The 16,639-nt window shown below is 66.1% G+C and carries 10 protein-coding genes and 1 pseudogene; 10 read left to right on the forward strand and 1 reads right to left on the reverse strand.

Annotation, left to right across the window (positions count from 1 at the left end):
* Position 1: 1 nt before the first annotated feature.
* The 10 genes and pseudogenes from DES52_RS15850 (at position 2) to DES52_RS15895 (ending at position 15,103) form a co-directional block, all read left to right on the forward strand.
* The gene (locus DES52_RS15850; RefSeq protein ID WP_110887838.1) at positions 2-469 is read left to right on the forward strand and encodes an RES family NAD+ phosphorylase; all 468 of its coding nucleotides are present in this window, start codon (positions 2-4) and stop codon (positions 467-469) included.
* Positions 470-575: 106 nt separating this feature from the next.
* Positions 576-1,331, forward strand: coding sequence for an HNH endonuclease domain-containing protein (locus DES52_RS23515; protein ID WP_170131095.1), 756 nt, complete (start codon positions 576-578; stop codon positions 1,329-1,331).
* Positions 1,330-1,572: pseudogene (locus tag DES52_RS15860) on the forward strand (IS5-like element ISDge16 family transposase); the annotation flags it as partial. The gene DES52_RS23515 and the pseudogene DES52_RS15860, both read left to right, overlap by 2 nt.
* Before the next feature lie 328 nt (positions 1,573-1,900).
* Positions 1,901-4,447: an ATP-dependent helicase gene (locus DES52_RS15865; RefSeq protein WP_110887810.1), complete on the forward strand. Its 2,547-nt coding sequence runs from the start codon at positions 1,901-1,903 to the stop codon at positions 4,445-4,447.
* On the forward strand, positions 4,440-9,626 hold the full coding sequence (locus DES52_RS15870) for a RecQ family ATP-dependent DNA helicase (protein WP_170131096.1): 5,187 nt from the start codon (positions 4,440-4,442) through the stop codon (positions 9,624-9,626). The genes DES52_RS15865 and DES52_RS15870 overlap by 8 nt, the downstream gene beginning before the upstream one ends.
* Positions 9,623-10,912 (forward strand): coiled-coil domain-containing protein, encoded by a 1,290-nt coding sequence (locus DES52_RS15875; RefSeq protein ID WP_110887812.1) that lies wholly within the window; start codon positions 9,623-9,625, stop codon positions 10,910-10,912. Before DES52_RS15870 ends, DES52_RS15875 begins: the two co-directional genes overlap by 4 nt.
* On the forward strand, positions 10,909-12,021 hold the full coding sequence (locus tag DES52_RS15880; protein ID WP_110887813.1) for a hypothetical protein: 1,113 nt from the start codon (positions 10,909-10,911) through the stop codon (positions 12,019-12,021). Before DES52_RS15875 ends, DES52_RS15880 begins: the two co-directional genes overlap by 4 nt.
* Positions 12,018-13,883 carry a hypothetical protein gene (locus DES52_RS15885; RefSeq protein WP_110887814.1) on the forward strand — a complete coding sequence of 622 codons (1,866 nt, stop codon included), beginning with the start codon at positions 12,018-12,020 and terminating at the stop codon, positions 13,881-13,883. The genes DES52_RS15880 and DES52_RS15885 overlap by 4 nt, the downstream gene beginning before the upstream one ends.
* 171 nt (positions 13,884-14,054) lie before the next feature.
* A complete protein-coding gene (locus tag DES52_RS15890) occupies positions 14,055-14,666 on the forward strand; it encodes a ParA family protein (protein WP_110887815.1) in 612 nt (203 codons plus the stop codon).
* Positions 14,663-15,103 carry a hypothetical protein gene (locus tag DES52_RS15895; RefSeq protein WP_110887816.1) on the forward strand — a complete coding sequence of 147 codons (441 nt, stop codon included), beginning with the start codon at positions 14,663-14,665 and terminating at the stop codon, positions 15,101-15,103. The genes DES52_RS15890 and DES52_RS15895 overlap by 4 nt, the downstream gene beginning before the upstream one ends.
* Before the next feature lie 852 nt (positions 15,104-15,955).
* Here DES52_RS15895 and DES52_RS15905 read toward each other — a convergent pair.
* On the reverse strand, positions 15,956-16,558 hold the full coding sequence (locus DES52_RS15905; RefSeq protein ID WP_110887818.1) for a hypothetical protein: 603 nt from the start codon (positions 16,556-16,558) through the stop codon (positions 15,956-15,958).
* Positions 16,559-16,639: the final 81 nt, after the last annotated feature.

Here is a 16,639-nt window from a genome sequence, read left to right on the forward strand (position 1 = left end):
CGTGTACCGACTCGCGCACGAACGCGCCCTGGAACGCAACCCTCACCCGTTCGTGCCGAGCGGCGCTCCCGCCCGCTGGAACAGCGACGGCGTGCGCGTCGCGTACACGAGCGAACACCCGGCGCTCGCAGCCCTCGAACTGCTCGGGTACTGGCGTCAGTACCCGCAACTCAGCGGGTACCGCCTCTTCAGCGCGAACATCGACGACGACGACATCGAGACCGCCGACGAGACCGTCGACCCGACCGACACGACGGTCACACGAGCGTACGGGGACGCGTGGGCCGCGTCGAAACGCTCCTTCGCGCTGCGCGTCCCGAGCGTCGTGATGCCCGTGTCGTTCAATGTCCTCGTCAACGCCATACACCCGAAGCTGGCCAGTTTCACGTACCAGGACCACGGGTCGTTCTCGTTCGATTCGCGTGTTGACGAGTTGCTGCAACGCGCGAAAACGAAGCAAGCGCCATGAACACTTCGTCCCCGACCACGTCCACTGCGCACTTCCCGGCATCGTCGTTGAGAGACGCGTCGATTCGGCCCACCCCTCGGTCGTCGGCCGACACGTCAGGAGAGGCGTGAGCGAGCAGCGGTACTACGCGCTGATGGTCGAACTCGAAAGTTACGGCATCGGCGTGCAGTACACCACCTGGACGCGAATTGAGCCGGAACTGCACCCTGGGAGGGGACGCAACCACTCCGATAGGTTGTGCCAAGGATTCGACAGCCGAGCCTGTGCCGAGAACCACCTGAAGGAACACGTAGCTGACATTCAATGGAAGACGAGCACGAAACGCAAACAGCGTTGGACGTTGCAAGGTGGACGCTGCTGGTACTGCGGCGAATTGATGGAGTTCGACACGGTCGGCGAGCCGCGCAGCGCGGAAGAAGAGCATCAAACGCCGCAATCGTGGGCTCGGCGCGGTCGACGCGCGCTCGGTGGCGTGAGGGTGAACGACGGTGTCAACGTCGTGCTGGCGTGCCGCGCGTGCAATCAAGACAAAGGCGCCTCGGATGTGCGCGAGTACCGTGCCGTTCTCGCAGACCGGCGTGGCGGCGCGTACGTGCTGTTTCACGGTGAATGGCAGCGCATGGCGACCGTACGGCTCGCGAGGCGCAGCGACGCGTGGAAGCAGCGCGCGGGTGACGCCGCGCCGTCCGTGACGCGCGCGTCCTTGGAGCGTTCGCTGGCGTGGATCGAACAAGAAGGCCGAGTCGAGTTGCACTTTGATCGAGCCTTGGCGTTGGAAGTGCCGCCGGCCGTTCCTGATGAGTGGCTGGACACGTTGTTGGCGCGCGAGCAGAGGCCGCCTCGACCAGCTCCTTCGCAGTAAAGGCCGTGGCATCAAGTGCGTGTGTCCAGAGCGGCAGGACGCACGTCAGGCTCGACTGAAGCGAGGCTCGAAGGGTGGGCGACCACCGGCGTTCGATCGAGTGGCGTATCAGGGGCGGCAGGTGGTGGAGCGGTGCATCAACCGTCTGAAGGACTTCCGGGCGATTGCCACGCGGTACGACAAGTGTGGACGACACTTCTTGAGTGTCGTCCACGTTGCCTGCATCCTCTTGTGGCTTTGATCATTCAGACAGATCGTAGCGGAAAGGTTGAGTGGCGGGCGCGTCTTGCAAGCCTTCATCGTGGCGGAGGTCGGTGAATGCCATCGGAAACTGCTTCGCCGCGCATTCATACACGCATTGCAACAGCGACGTTACGTTCAACAGCGCTCGCCCCCAAGCAGTCAGGTTGAGTACACGCGTTCTTCGGTGCTCGCTTCTCCACACGCTTCACAATTGGCCGAACGTTTTTGTTTGCGCCGAGCGCAACCATGGTCGCGTCGTGTCATTTGCGTTTCAAAGCGACCCGCGACGCACTACAGTAAGCGCACGCACTCGAGGAGTCTTTGGCATGACGCGCAGCGCAATTCCCCTTACGTCCGAACAACAACGCATCGTCGCGCACGACCACGGCCCCGCGCTCGTGTTCGCCGTGGCGGGCGCGGGCAAGACGACCGCCATGGTGCACCGTATCGAACGCCTCGTTCGTGAAGGCACCTTCCGACCCAAGGAAATTCTCGCGACGACCTTCAGCCGTGCTGCCGCTGCGGACATTCGCGCGGCGCTCGCGCGTTGGCCGCACTGCTCGGACGTGCACGCGACCACCTTGCACTCTGTCGGGTACCGCGTCATTCGCCGCGCGCAGCGCCTCGGGCATTACGACAACTTGCAGCTCAACGATCAAGACGGCGGCAACCTCGGAGCCGTCATCTTCGCGCGGGCCGTCGCCCGCGCCCGCAAAGAAGGCCTCGACATTCCCGACAGTCTCGACCGCGAGGACTTCTTAGGGTACGTCAGCATCTGCAAAGGCAACTTGCGGTACGCGGACCTCGCGCGCGCAGCGCTTCCGCCAGAAGCGCTGCGCGTCGCGACGCAAGCGCAAAACCCATCGCCGGACAGCGTGTATTTGGCGTTGTACCAAGCGTTCGAGACGGTGCGGCTCGAGCACGGCATGGTCACCTTCGACGACATGCTCTTGACCGGTTGGGAAGCCTTGGTGCGCTTTCCGGATGTGCTGCGCGAAACGCAAGGGCAGTACCGATGCGTGATCGTCGACGAGTTTCAAGACGTCAACCTCGCGCAAAGCGAAATGCTCGACTTGATCGCGCGCGAGCACCGCAATTACATGGCAATCGGCGATGACGATCAAACCATTTACGAATGGCGTGGCGCGAGCGTCGACTTCATCTTGAACTTCGCGCATCGGTACGGCGCCGTGAAGTACTACATCCGCGATAACTTCCGGTCATGCGCGTCGCACCTCGCGCTCGCCAACCGCGTCATCGAACGCAACACGAAACGCGAACCCAAACGCCTCAACCTCACGCGCGGCTTTCACGGCCGCACGTTCTTGCATCAGCATGACAACGCCGAAGACCTTGCGCGGTGCGTCGTCACGGAAATTCAAGACGCCCTCGCGGGCGGTCGGGCCCGCCGTGACGTCGCGGTGCTCGTGCGGATGTACGCGCAAACGCCGTTCATCGAGCACTTCTTGATTGAAGCGCGCGTGCCGTACGTCGTGAAAGGCAACGTGCCGTTTTATCAGCGTAGCGAACTGCTCGCGTTGTTCGCGTACCTGCGCTTGGCGTTGCTGGAACGGGACTTACGCGTCGGTAAAGGCGTGCCCGAACGGTCGCTGCGTGACGCGCGCGCGTGGTGGGACCTCGTGTACAACCGACCCGTTCGGTACATGCCGAAAGTGTTGGCGGACGCGGTGTTTCAACGCGTCGTGCAGCACGGCATGACCTTCTCCAAGGCGTTGCGCATCGCGGCTGGGGAAGTGGACCGCCGCCTCGGCGACCGCGTCGAAGACCTCGCGGACGTGCTGACGTGGTTGGCGGACGACGCGCACGACGCGACGGCGGAAGCGACGCTCGACGCGCTCGTGCACCGCTTGGCGTACGAAGCGTACTTGCTGCGGCACGGCGGCTTGCCGGAAACGGCGCAAGGTCGCGTGAACAACGTTCGCGCGTTGGTGTTGTACGCGCGCGCGAAAGGCACGAGCGCGGAGTTCTTGCAGCACCTCGATTACATCTCCTTTCAAAAGGTCGGCAAGAACCTCAACGATGACGAGGACGTCGTCACGATCACCACCATCTTCCGCAGCAAAGGCTTGCAGTGGCCGATCGTGTTCATCCCGAATTGCAACGCGGGGACGATTCCCACTGGAGGGCCGGACCGTGTCGAAGAAGAGCGGCGCATCTTGTACGTCGCGTTGACGCGACCGCAAGAAACGCTGCACGTGCACGTCGTGACGACCATGCCCACTTCGCCGTTCTTGCTTGAAGCGGAGCACGAGCAGGTCTTGGCGGACGTGGACCGCGTGCAAGCCGCGCTGAGCAAAGCGCCAGAAGCGTGGAGCACGCACGACGCGTACGCGTTGGCGCGCTTACCGCGCCGTTTGCACCTCGATCGGTACTTCCGCACGTGGTGGCCGCAACACACGCCGCCCGAGCAGGTGCACGCGGTCGCGCAAGAAGCGCAGCGTTTGTACGACGTGGCGCGGCAACGCGATCTGCTCGCCGCGCTAGATTTGCACGAAGAAGACGCGCAGCAGTGGGAGATGCTCGGGCCGCTCGACGAGAACCCGAGCGACGACGCGTACCCGGACCTCGCGGCGCTCGTCCCGACTGCGAACGGTGACGTCACGAAACCCACCTTCTCGTCAAGCCACGCGTCCACAGCGTACTTGACGACGTTCACGCCGCAGCAGCGCGTGCAGCACGCCAAGTTCGGTGCGGGCATCGTGGAAGCGGTGTGCTCGGACGGCGCGGACCTTGAAGTGACGGTGCGGTTCGATGGCGTGGGCGTCAAGCGCCTCATGGCGCGCTTCGCGCGGCTCACGCTCGCGAACACCGCCGCTTCGAACGCGCCGTTCCTGCAGGACCGTCATGCGTAACGTCACGCCTGAAGACTTCGTGTTTTTCGATGTGGAAACGACGTCGATCGATCCGGACGCGGCGGAGATCATCGAGATCGCCGGGCACCGTGCGGATGGACGCACCTTTCAAGCGTTCACGATGACGCGCGGAGACGTTCCACCGGACATCTTCGAACTTACCGGCATTCCCGAAGAGGAGTACCGCCGCGCGCGCCAACCGCTCGCGCGGGTGCTGCGGGCGTTCGTGGCGTTCGTGGGCGAGCAGCCGCTGGCGGGCCATAACGTGTACGCGTACGACTTGCCGTTGCTGCGGCGCGTCCTTGATGAAGCGCAGTTGCCGTGCCCGCCGGGCGCGCTCGACGCGAACGCGGTGGACACGTTGCACTGGGCGCGGGTGCGGTACCCGACGCCGCCGTCGCGACGCCTTGACGACGAACGGGAAGCGCGCTTGACCGGGTATCGCTTGAGCGACCTCTATCAGTACTTCACGGGAGAGGCGTTGGCGCACGCGCACCGCGCGGCGCACGATTGCGTCGCGTGCGACGTGGTGTTGCGCGCGCTGCTGCGCGACGCGCCTTCGCCGAGCGTTCGGCGCGCGTGGGCGGCGCTGCGCTTGCCCGAAGCGCGCTTCTACCCGGACGAACCGCCCGCGTTCGAGGAACGCGCCGCGTTCTTCGAGCGGACGCTGCGCGTTCCGGCGCGCGTGCCGCGCGTGGCGTCGCACGGCCCGGTGTTTCCCGCGCCGGACAACGTCTTCCCGGCGTGGGCGGAGCAGGTCGTGCAGACGGGTGACGTGAGCGAAACGCAGTTGCCGCACGTGCTGCGCGACCTCGCGGGGCGCAACGCGTCGTCGAGCGTCGCGCAAGCCGTGCTGCGGCGCTTTCCGAGCGCGAGCGTGGACGCCGCGAACGTCCTCGCGCTCGCGGGAAGCTTTCGCGTGAAACGACAACCGGACGGGCAGGTGCGCGCGCCGCAAGCGGACATGGCGCGCGCGGTGCAACGCGCGCTCGAAGAACGCGCGGGCAGTCACGTCACGCTCGTGCAAGCGCCGACGGGAACGGGCAAGACCAAAGGGTACTTGTTTCCGGCGTTGCATCACGCGGGCCGTACGAAGCAACGCGTGATCATCGCGACGCACACGAAAGTGCTGCAAGGGCAAGCGCTCGAAGAACTCGAACGAGGCGCGCACGCGTACCAGACGAGCGCGGTGTCCGTGAAAAGCGCGCGCAACTACGTGTGTTTGGAGGCGTTGCACGACGCGCTCGTCGCGCATGACGTGAAGGACGGCGCGGACGCCGCGGCGGCCCTCGCGACGCTCACCGCGTACGCGACCGCCGGTCACTTCGAGTTGGAGGCGCTTCCGGCGCATTGGCAGTACAGCGCGGCTTTTCGGGCGTTGAGCTTCTCGTTGGAGTCGTACGGTGGGCGCTGCCGTTCGGAGTGCGCGTTTCACGCGGTGTGCGCGTATCAAACGGACGCGCGGCAGCGTGATCAAGCGTCGATTTGGGTGACGAATCAAGCGTGGCTGCTCGCGACCCTCGGGCGGGACGACGCGCCGGACGAGGTGACGCCGAGCAAACCGCACGTGGTGATCGACGAAGCGCACAACCTTGAGGACGTCGCGACCGAAGCGTACAGCGTGGCGTTCAGCGGCGAGCGCCTCGCGTTTCACTTGCGGCGCCTGGATGACCGCGCACGGCGACGTGGCGTGCTGCGCGATGGTCGCAACGTCCACCCGGACGACGTGGACGTCGCGCGGCACTTGCGCGACACGCTCGTGCCCGGCGCGCTCGACGCGCTCGCGGACTTCGCGCCGCGCGTGGACGCGTTCGTGAAGCAGCACGGTGACGGTGACGCGCAGTTCGGCGTGCAGCATTTGCTGACGCCGCTGGCGTTGGCCAGCGCGGATTGGCAGCGCCTCAAGCGCGTGGAGCTCATGACGCTCGACGCCCTCAAAAGCGTGCGGGACGCGTTGCGGTTGCTGCGCGGCAAGAAGGTGCGCGGCCTCACGCAACCGACGCTGCAGTACCTCGACGACTTCATCCACGTGGCGTTCGCGCGGCACACCTTGCCGTGGGACAACGCTATTCACACGACGCATTGGCATCCGCAGGAAGGCTGGTCGTACGTGCGGCGCCCGGTGGACCTCGCGGTGCACTTGCGCGCAGTGTGGGCGCGCGTGCGCAGCGTGACCTTCACGAGCGCCACGCTCACGCCAAGCGGCGATTACGCGTACTTCAAGCGCACGCTGGGCCTTCCGGACGACGCGGTGGAACTCACCTTACCGGAGACGTTGCCGTACGAACGCGCGCACGTCGTCTTTCCGCAGCACTTGCCGGGCGCGCGCAGCGAGAACGTGGAGCGCTTTCAACGCTTGTACCATCAAGAGTTGCGCGTGGTGCTGCCCGCCGCGCAGCGCAGCTTGACGTTGTTCACGAGTCGCGCGCGCATGCAAGCCGCCGGGTCGTTTCTCGCGTCGCTCACGCCGTTGATGCCGCTCAACCGTAAGGAACGCGAAGACGTCGCGCACGTCATGCGTGACGCGGGTCCGAAGATCGCGCTTGGCACGCGCGCGTTCATGGAAGGCGTGGACTTCCCGAACTTGAAGCTCGTGAACCTCGAACGCTTGCCCTTTCCAGTGCCGGACGCGTTGCTGCGTGCTCGGCAGGAACTCGTGGCGCAAGCGGGCCTTGATCCATGGTACGACTTTTACTTGCCCAAGGCGCTCTTGTCGTTCACGCAAGCGTTCGGACGGTTGATTCGCGATGACCGTGCGCGTGCGGGGGACGGCGCGTTCGTGCTGTGGGACAAGCGGGTGCTGTCCGCCGCGTACCGGGAAGTGGTCTTCGCGGCGTTGCCGGACAGCGTGGCGCGCAGCGGTCACTTTCACTACCCGACGTCTCGCGCGGCGTTTTACGACGTCATGGCGAGTGTGCTGGGCGTGCCGCGCGACGCGTTGCCGAGCGAGGATCTGCTGGACGACGTGACGCGGCACTTGCGAACGTTGCAAGCGGCGTTCGCGGAAGGGCGCGTGTCACGCGACGACGCCATTTGGCAAGTGCTGACGTTGTTTTGGCCGCGCGTCGCGCGCGACGGCCTCAAACCGCAGCAACGTCAAGCGATCGACGCGGCGCTCGACGGTCGCGCGGCGTTGACGTTGCTGCCCACCGGGTTCGGCAAGAGCCTCACGTTTCAAGTGCCGGCGTTGCTGCAAGGCGGCGTCACCGTCGTCGTCAGTCCGTTGATCGCGTTGATGGAAGATCAAGTGAGCGCGTTGCAAAGCGTGGGCGTGCCGGCCGCGGCCGTGAACGCCAGCCGCTCGAACGCCGAGCAGCGCGGCGTGCTCGACGACGTGGAACGCGGCGACGTGCACGTGTTGTACGTCAGTCCGGAGCGCATCAACCGCAGCAGCGAATTCAAAGAGCGGTTGCGGCGCCTCGCGCGGCGTGGACTCGTGCGCCGCGTGGTCTTCGATGAAGCGCACTGCTTGAGTGATTGGGGGCATGACTTCCGCCCGGATTACCGCAGCGTGCTACGCGAACTGCACAAACTGGACTTGCGCGTGTCGATCAGCGCCCTCACCGCGACGGCCACGCCGGACGTCGAAGCGGAGTTGCGGCGTGACCTCGCGTTGCACGACTCGGTGGTGGTGCGCGCGTCGCTGGACCGTCCGAACGTGTCGTACTTCGCGTACGCCTTTCGAGGGAAAGACGCCGCGGTGGACAAGCTTGGCAGTTTGACGCAAATGCTCAACTGGTTGCGTGACGATCACCCGGATGGGAGCGCCATCGTGTACGTCTCCACCCGCAACGCCGCCACGCGCCTCGCGCGGGCGCTGCAGGAATTGGGCTTCGCGGCGCAAGCGTACCACGCGGGCTTGTCTGCGTTGGTGCGTTCGGAAGTGCAAACGCAGTTCATGACCGACGAGGTCAAGGTGATCGTCGCGACGAACGCGTTCGGGATGGGCGTCGACAAGGCGAACGTGCGGCTCGTGGTGCACTTCAATCCGCCGCGCAGTTTACCCGCGTACATTCAAGAAGCGGGCCGGGCGGGTCGGGACGGCGCGCCCGCGTGGGCGGCGTTGCTGCACGACGCGAGCGATTGGAATTTGCAAGCGTGGCTTGCGAGGCAAGGCTTGCCGCAACTCGAGCACGCGCGGCACCTCGTGGACTTGCTGTCGCGCGACGGGCACCTCACGCGGTACGCGGAGCAACTCGTGGCGGACGTCAACGCGGCGTTGCCGGACAGCGTCGATCCGTTGGACGTCGGCGACTTGAATTGGTTGCTTGCCGCGCTCGAAGCGAGCGGTACGCTCAGCGTGACGCACCGCGTCGGCACGGTGCGCTTGCTGTCCAGCCTCGACGTCGACGCACTTGGCGCGGACGTCGGCGCGGCGCACGCGAACGCGTTGTGGCGCCTCGGGTACCGTCCGGGGCGCCGCCCGTGCTCGATCGACCTCGCGCAACTCGACGAGGACACGGCTGAAGCGTTGAACCGCGCGTTGTTCGACCTCGCGCAGCAACGACCGTTGGACGTGCTGTACAGCGCGCACGCCCCGGCCTTGTCGTTGACGTTGCGGCGCGCGTCACTGGCGACGTTCACGGACGTGCTCGAGCAGCAACTGCAGCACAAGCAACGCGATTTGGAAGCGATGAAGCGGTACGCGCTGGACAGTCGCTGCCGCCGCGCGGCGTTGCTGGACGCGTTTCGCGAGCGCCTCGAGCGGCGCGCGGACGCCGCGTCGTGCTGCCAAGCGTGCAATTTCGACGACCGACCGTGGCTGCTCGCGACGCAACTCAGCACCGAGGAGATCGAACGCGTGTACAAAGTCAAGCGGACGCTGCTGCACTTCTTGTCGGAGTTCGAGCGGCGCACGCGCGACCGCGGGTTGGACGCGCGCGGCCTCGGCCGGGTGCGGTTGCTGATGACGTTGCGCGGCGAAAGCAACGTCGTGCGGCGATCGCGCGGCGGCGTCGACACGATCACCTTGCCGTCCTTTTTGCAGCTTTCGCCGTTCTTCGGGCGGTTGGAGTTCGTCACGGAACGCGAAATCGAACGCACCTTGGATGAAGCGACGCGCGAAGGATACGTCGCGGTCACGCCGTTCAAGGACGGCGTCACGTACCAACTGACTGCGGCCGGCGCGCAGTTCCTGACGCGCCCGAACCGCCCGCGCGAAACGAGGATGCCCGCATGACCGACCCTGCTTCCCCACCGCTCGACGATGAGGACGTCACGACGCGCCGCATCGAGCGGCTGCTCGACCTTGAGAACGCCGCGTGGTTGCAGTTGCTCGTGTCGAGCCTTCCGCCCGGCGATGTCACGCGCCTGTACCGCGACGCGTTCGTCGGGAAAAGCGAGCACCTCGGGCGGGTGCTGGTGCGTCGACCGCTCAAGGACGTGCGGTCCGAGCACGTCCTTGAAGCGTTGGAGAAGCTGCGCGAGCACCAACCGGCGTTGCTGCGGCGCTTCGTGCTGACGTGGCTCGCGCGGCATGACGACGACTTGAACGCGATGCAGCGACATGAAGCGCCGGACGTCGCGGCGGACGTGTTGGACGTCGCGTCGTGGTTGCTGAGCGCCGAAGGGCGCGCGGACGACCGCGCGGCGTTGCAGCACGCGCGGTCGCAGGTGCGCGCCCTCACCATCGAGTTGCACGAACAGCAGCGCGTGGCGCGCGACGCGACGCTCGCGCACGAACGCTTGTCGAACGAGCACGGCAAGTTGACGCGACGACTCGAGCAGTTGCAAGCGCGGCACGCGCAGCAATCGCAAGAGGAACGGAACGCGCTCGTGCGCAAGCACGATCGTGAACTGCTTCGCTTGCGTACGGCCGCGCAGCGCGCGCAAGACGACATCGACGCGGCCCGTGGGCACCTCGACGCGGTTCGCGCGCAGCATGAACGGGACGCGCGCCTTGCCGAAGCGCGGTGGGCGCAGGAGCGTGACGCGCTGCAGCGGCGCGTTGACGCGTTGGAGGCGCAACGGAACGCCGAGTCGCACGCGCTCGTGAGCGAGGCGCGCGCGCAACTGCGCCGCGAACGCTTCGAGTTCGAAGAGCAGCAGCAAGCGTTGCGGCGGCAGCTGCGCGAACAACACGAGCGCGTCGTCGACTTGGAAGGGCAATTGGCCGAGCGTGCCGAACCGACGTTGGACGCGCAGCTGCTCGACGACGCGTTGATCGTGAACTACCCGGCGCTGCACGACGAACCGATCGAACGCTTCGTGGGGTTGTTCGACGCGTACCGCGCGTTTCTCGCGCAGCGCCACGACGACGCGACGCTTTCGCGCGCGTCGAACATCGCCGCGTTTTCGCACCGCGCGCCGCGAGGGCTGCTCGTCGTGGGGTTGGAGCGTCTGCTGGAAGATGGCGCGAACTTACCGCTCGCGCGCTACCTTCGCATGAGCGTCTTTCGGCAAGAAGCGGTGCTGCAACGCCTCATTGACGCGGTCGAATCACCGCGGCTTCCTCGATCCTCATGACGAACATCCGACCGTACAAATTGCTGCGCGAGCCGTTGACGATTCAAAGGCATCGTTGCTTCGTCACGCGTTTATGGAGCGACGGACGCTTGGAGCTCACCAGCGCCGACGGTCGCGTCACGATCAAGCACGCCGAGGAGCTCGTGTCGGCCTTTCCGGACTTGCTGGACGCGGTGCAGAACCTCGTGGAACGGCACACGCCCGAGCAGCGCGCGCATCACTTAATCGACCGCTTGAGTACGGTCGCGGGACGCGCGGCGCGTGCGAACGCACCGAAGGAAGCGTGGCCGCCGAACGTGCGGTTGATGCGGCGTGACGTCGCGCCGAACGTGCGTGTCGACGGCGTCACGCGTGACGGATCCATGTTCGTCATCAACGACGAGATGCTGACGCTCGCGCAAGTCGCGTTCAAGTTCGAGGCGCACGTCGACGCGATTGTGGAAGCGACGCGGTCGCTGGTGCACAACGTCACGGCGGTGCGCGCCGCGTTCGCCGCGCAGCGTCCACGAGCGGAACCGCCGGTGAGCACGCCGACGCCCGCGCCGCGTGAAGACGCGCGCTTGGCGCAGTACGAACGTGAGTGGCGCAAAGTGCACGATGAAAACGAAGATTTGCGTCGTTCGCTGCGTGAAGCGCGCGCCGAAGCGGACGCGCTGCAAGCGCAACTGCAACGCGCGGCGGCGTTCGAGGACGAAGCGCGCCGCGCGACGCAACTCGAAGGCGACCTCATCACGGCGCGGCAGGAACTTGAGGCGTTGCGGCGAGGCGTGACGCACGACGCGGCCTTCGTGGCGTTGCAAGCGGAATTGGAGCGCCTCCAGCGGCGCGTGCACAACCCACGGTTTTGGACGGCGGCGTTCGCGGAGACGTTCGCGGAGTCGTTGGCGAGCATGGACGCGGTGCACGCGCCGCTGGAGGGCATCGACGCGAGCGACGTCTTGGAGGTGTTCGCGGCGTGGCACGCCGAGGTGCAAGAAGGCGTGGAGTTGCTGCACACCGTGGGGTTCGACGCGGCGCTCAGCGAACACTTGCGGCGCGTGCTGATCGTGCAGTGGGTGTACTTGCGGTGGCTGGAGTTGACGGCGGACGTCGGCGAGGCGCGCGCGTGAACGCGCTCGAAGCGGAGGTGTTGCGGCGCGTCCGCGCGGACGGACCGGTGCGGTTGCACGTTACGGGCGAGGAGTACGTGTGGTTGCGCCGCGCGGTGCGGACGTTGTGGGATGATCACGACGGTTGGTGGGCGCGTCAAGAGAAGTTTCAGTTGTTGTTCTTGGCGTTTTTACGGGCGTACACCTTTTACCGTGACTTGTCGGAAAACGACCGGGTGTTCTGGGCGAACTTCTACCGTGAGTTGGAGTTGCCGCCGCGGCCCGTGACGAACGCGCAGTACGACAACTTGTGGGCGGTGCTGACATCGCACGAGGAAACGCGGCCGTACTGCCGTGAAACGAGCGGCGGGCGGCGTTTCGTTGACAGTATCGCCGCCATTTGGGGCATTCGCAGTCTCACGGCGGCGCAGCTCATCTCGTTTTTCGGGGCGTACTACAACCGCTTCCCCGGTCGACCGATCGATCGCGCGTTGATGCAGCGGCTCGTGCCGGACGCGGACGACGTGATGTTGCGGCAAGCGGCGGCGTACGACCGGGTGTTTCGGGACATGACGCGCGTCGTGGATTTCATCCTCGACACGAACAAGAACCTCGCGCGGCTCGCGCCGGACGTGTTGTGCGCGCGCCTTGAAGCGGCAGGCGTGTCGTTGGGCACGCCGAATCCCGTGAAGTTCTTCGCGCATAAAACCGAGGCGGGGTTGTGGCGTCTCGTGACCGCGTCGGACGGAGGAACGCGGCGGCGGTACCGCGTGCACGTCGCGCGTACGACGCTGCGGCAACCGACGGACGAGTCGGACGTGACAGTGCAACTCGCGCCGGGAGTCGGTGTGGAAGGCGGCGGGGTCGAGGTGCGGCTCGAGGACCGCGAGCAGTTCCGGTCGGGGCGCGCGGAGTTGCGGTTCGAGCACGTGCGGGTGCCGGTGCACGGCGCGCTCGTGCGCGTGTCAGGCTTGTCGGTGGGTCGGCACGTGGGCGAGTTGTACCTCAACGATCAACCGGCGGGCCGCAGCGTCGACGTGACGATCTTACCGGCGTTCGAGTGGCAGTGGACGCGGCAGCGCGGTCCGTTGATCGAACGGCAATGGCAAGTGGGCAGCGTGCGCTTGCACGACGGTCGGTTCGGTACGTTTCGATGGCAACCTTCGTGGGAGTGTGAGGACGGGCGGTGGCGGCCGGGCGGCAGCGTCGCGCGCGTGTGGATCGACGAGGCGTTGGAGTTCGACGTGCTCGTGAGCGCGGAAAGTTACGGCGCGCGCGTGCTCGACCCGAGCGACGGAAGCGTGGTGTCGCGCGTGTCGTCGCCGGAGGTGTTGCGTCGCGCGATCGTGCGGGTGTTCACGCCGAGCAAGCGGCGTCCGCAAGACGTGCGGGCGTACGTGGAGAGCGTGCCGGACGTGCGTTGCAGCGTGCTCGAAGGGCAGCACGTGGCGCCGCTCGCGGACGTGACGGCGTGCTCGAACGACGCGGTGGTGTTGGAAGTGCGGCACGCGGACGTGTGGCATCGATTGCACGCCGTGCCGTACGATGCGCCGCCGTTGTCGTGGGCGTGCGAGGTGCGCGACGGTGACTTGATGATCGACGTGGGCGCGGCGCGAAACGTGCGCGTCCGGGTGGAGGAACGCGCGCGGAGCGGGACGTGTGTGGAAGCGTACGAGTTGCTCGTGCCGAGCGGTGCGTTTCGGCACGAGCTGCGCCGTTCGACGGTGTGGGAGGCGTTGGACGTGACGGTGAGCGTCGTTGCGGAAAACGAGGCGGTGGTGTCGAAGCGCGTGTCGTGCCCGCCTCGACCGTTGGTGGACGCGTGGTCGGACTTGCTGCGTCACGGTCTCGGGTGGGCGGCGTTGAAGAGGAAGCAGCCGTGAAACGCGGCCGGAACGCCCTCGCCCGTTCGCCGACCGCTTAAGATTGAACTGGGTATAATCTGCGTGAAATTGTAATTAATTGATATCATGAAACATCAGCTGACTAAGTAGTAGGCAAATAACCTTGGTTTTTTGAAGGGTGATAGAACTCATGTGGTAGAAATAAGCTTGATGATCATCTCCTTGATTTCCTGGAAAGGCGGCTGCGGTAAAACAACCAGCAGTATTCACTTCGCCGCGTTGCTCGCGCGACGCGGTCAAACCATGCTCGTCGACGAAGACCGCAGCCGCAACGCCACGAACTGGACCGCGCGCGGCGGCGACGCACTGCCCTTCAAAACCTTCCCGCCGCGCGCGCTCGGCACGGAAGCGCGCCGTCACGACCACATCGTCATCGACACGCGCGGCGGTCTCGAAGACCAAGACCTCGTCGACCTGTACGACAACAGCGACCTCGTGATCGTGCCCGCCATCGCCGAAAGCATGACCCTCGAAGCGCTCGCGGGCACCGCGCAAACGCTGCGCAAGCACGGCCGGGACTTGGGCAAGTTGCGCGTGCTGTTCACGCTCGCCCGCAAAACGAACGGCAAAAGCGATAAAGTCGCGGAAGCCAAAGCGGCCGTCGCGGAACTCGGCATCACGCCCCTGACGCGCACGATTCGCGCGACGGAAGCGTTCCGTGACGCGTGCGACAGCGGCCGCCTCGTGCGCGACGTGAAAAACCCCAACGGCAAGCTCGCGTGGATGGACTACGAACGAGCGTTCGCGGAGTTGACCTCGTGAGCGGCCGCTTCGCGAACCTCAAGAACCTCCACCTCGACGACGCTGAGACGCCCGAACCGCTTCAGGGAACAGCCACGCCTCCTGAAGCGGTCCAAACGACCGTGCCGCCACCAGAACCGCACGTTTCCGATGCACCGCCGAGCGAACCCGTCGCGCCACCCGAAGTGACAACGTCGAGCGCGCCCGCCAAAGCGGCGCGGCCATGGGACGCGATCGAAGCGCCCAGCGAGCCGCTCAAAGCCCTCAACGGCCGCGTGCCGCGCTCGGTGCGCCTCGCGTTTGACCGTGCGCTCACCGACGCGATGGACGCGCTGCGCGTCGACGTCACCGTCGACCTCGCCGTTGAAGCGCTCGCGCGACTCGTCGTCGACGACGAGGAGACGCGCGAGCGCTGGATGCACAAAATGTGGGAGCTCAAACGGCAACGTCGCAGCTGAACGAACGCGAGGCGTTGAACGCCTCGCGTTCCATTTTCTGAACGTTGCCGTCTTATGTCGGAACGAACAGGGGAGACGCGTGACCGACGTGGACCGCGGTGACACCTGCGCCCGCACCACCTGAACGCCCCTCCACTCGAACGAGCGACGCCCACGCGCCGTCGACGCCGACACCTTATGAAATCTCGCCGACGCGTACCTCACGCCGTTCAAAAGCGCGGACGTCCTCGCGAGTCGGCACACGCGTTCTCGTTGCGCACGCGTGAAACCTCCTCGCACCGACGGCCGAGGGCGTGCGAACGTGAACCGCAAGTTAACTCACGCGCCGCCTCGCCATCGCCACTGCTCGCGCGCCTCTTCAACTACGCGCGCGTGCCGCTCAACGGCCACCACGGCCTCGAAAAGAACCGGCCGTACCTCAAGGTACCTCAAGGCGAACGTGGAGCACGCCGTGCAACGCTGGAACGTCGTGAGACGACGTGAAGCGACGCCAGCGGCACGCCGAAGCGTGGGCGTTGCCGCTGCGCGGAGCGGACGTGCACCTCGCTCACCCTCACGAACGGCAAAGGCTGACGCGCGTCTCACCCCGTACCGACCGCTCGTTGAAACGCGCGAAGCGACCCGAGGTGTTCTCGTGGACGACGAGGAAAGGCGCGGCGCACCAGGCGCAGCCACTGTTCGCGCTCGACGGTGTCCCGCGGTTGTCACGCGCCGCGCACGTCCTACGCACGCGTACGCCGCGCCGAACGATTTGTGGCGCTCGGGTGTGTGGACGTGAGCACCACGTGGGCGTGCGCGTGAGCGAACAACGCCCGCGCCGCCGACAGCGGGTGACGCGTTCAACGCGCGCGATCACGTACCGCGCGCCTCGTCGAGCGCGGTGCGCACCACGGCGCGCAGACGCGCGTTTGGATCGGGCGCCTTCGACCCCTTTTCCATCTTCAAGCGCGCGTACAACTGCGCGAGCATCACCTCGCCGCCGTCAACGAGTCGTCGCAGTTCTTCGCGTTCGGCTTTGGACGTGCAAGCTTCCAACATGAACCACAACCTCCGCTCGACGTTCACCTCCGGCGCGGTGTGTGTAGGCTCGGCCGGCGAGGGCGTCAACGGCTCGTTGGCAAGCGCGGGAAGTGCGTTCGTCTCGCCGCGCGTGACTTGAAAGTCGTCCGGTTTCTCGAACATGTTGCGAATGAACCCCGCTTTGTTGCGCATGGTCTTGCCGCGTGCGTCGTACTCGGCGGCGATCTGCGCGAAGCGCGTGAGCATCGGGCGGATGAGGGCAGGCTGGTCTTGCGCGAGGCGTTCCGCAGCGGCCGCGCTCATGCCGCGTTGACGCAGCAACCGCACGAGGTCCGCGTTCGGCTTCGCGAGCTGTACGCGCCATCGCGCGCTCGCGCCGCGCCCGACGAGTTCGAACGACTCGACGAGGCTTGCTTCTCGCAGCGCGCCGAGCATGGCCGCCAAGGTGCGCCGCGTTGTCCGCGCGGCCGGACACGCCCAGCAACGTCCGCAAGTCGGTGACGCGCACGTTCAGCG

It is taken from the genome of Deinococcus yavapaiensis KR-236 (genome assembly GCF_003217515.1).
GTDB classification, from domain to species: Bacteria; Deinococcota; Deinococci; order Deinococcales; family Deinococcaceae; genus Deinococcus_A; species Deinococcus_A yavapaiensis.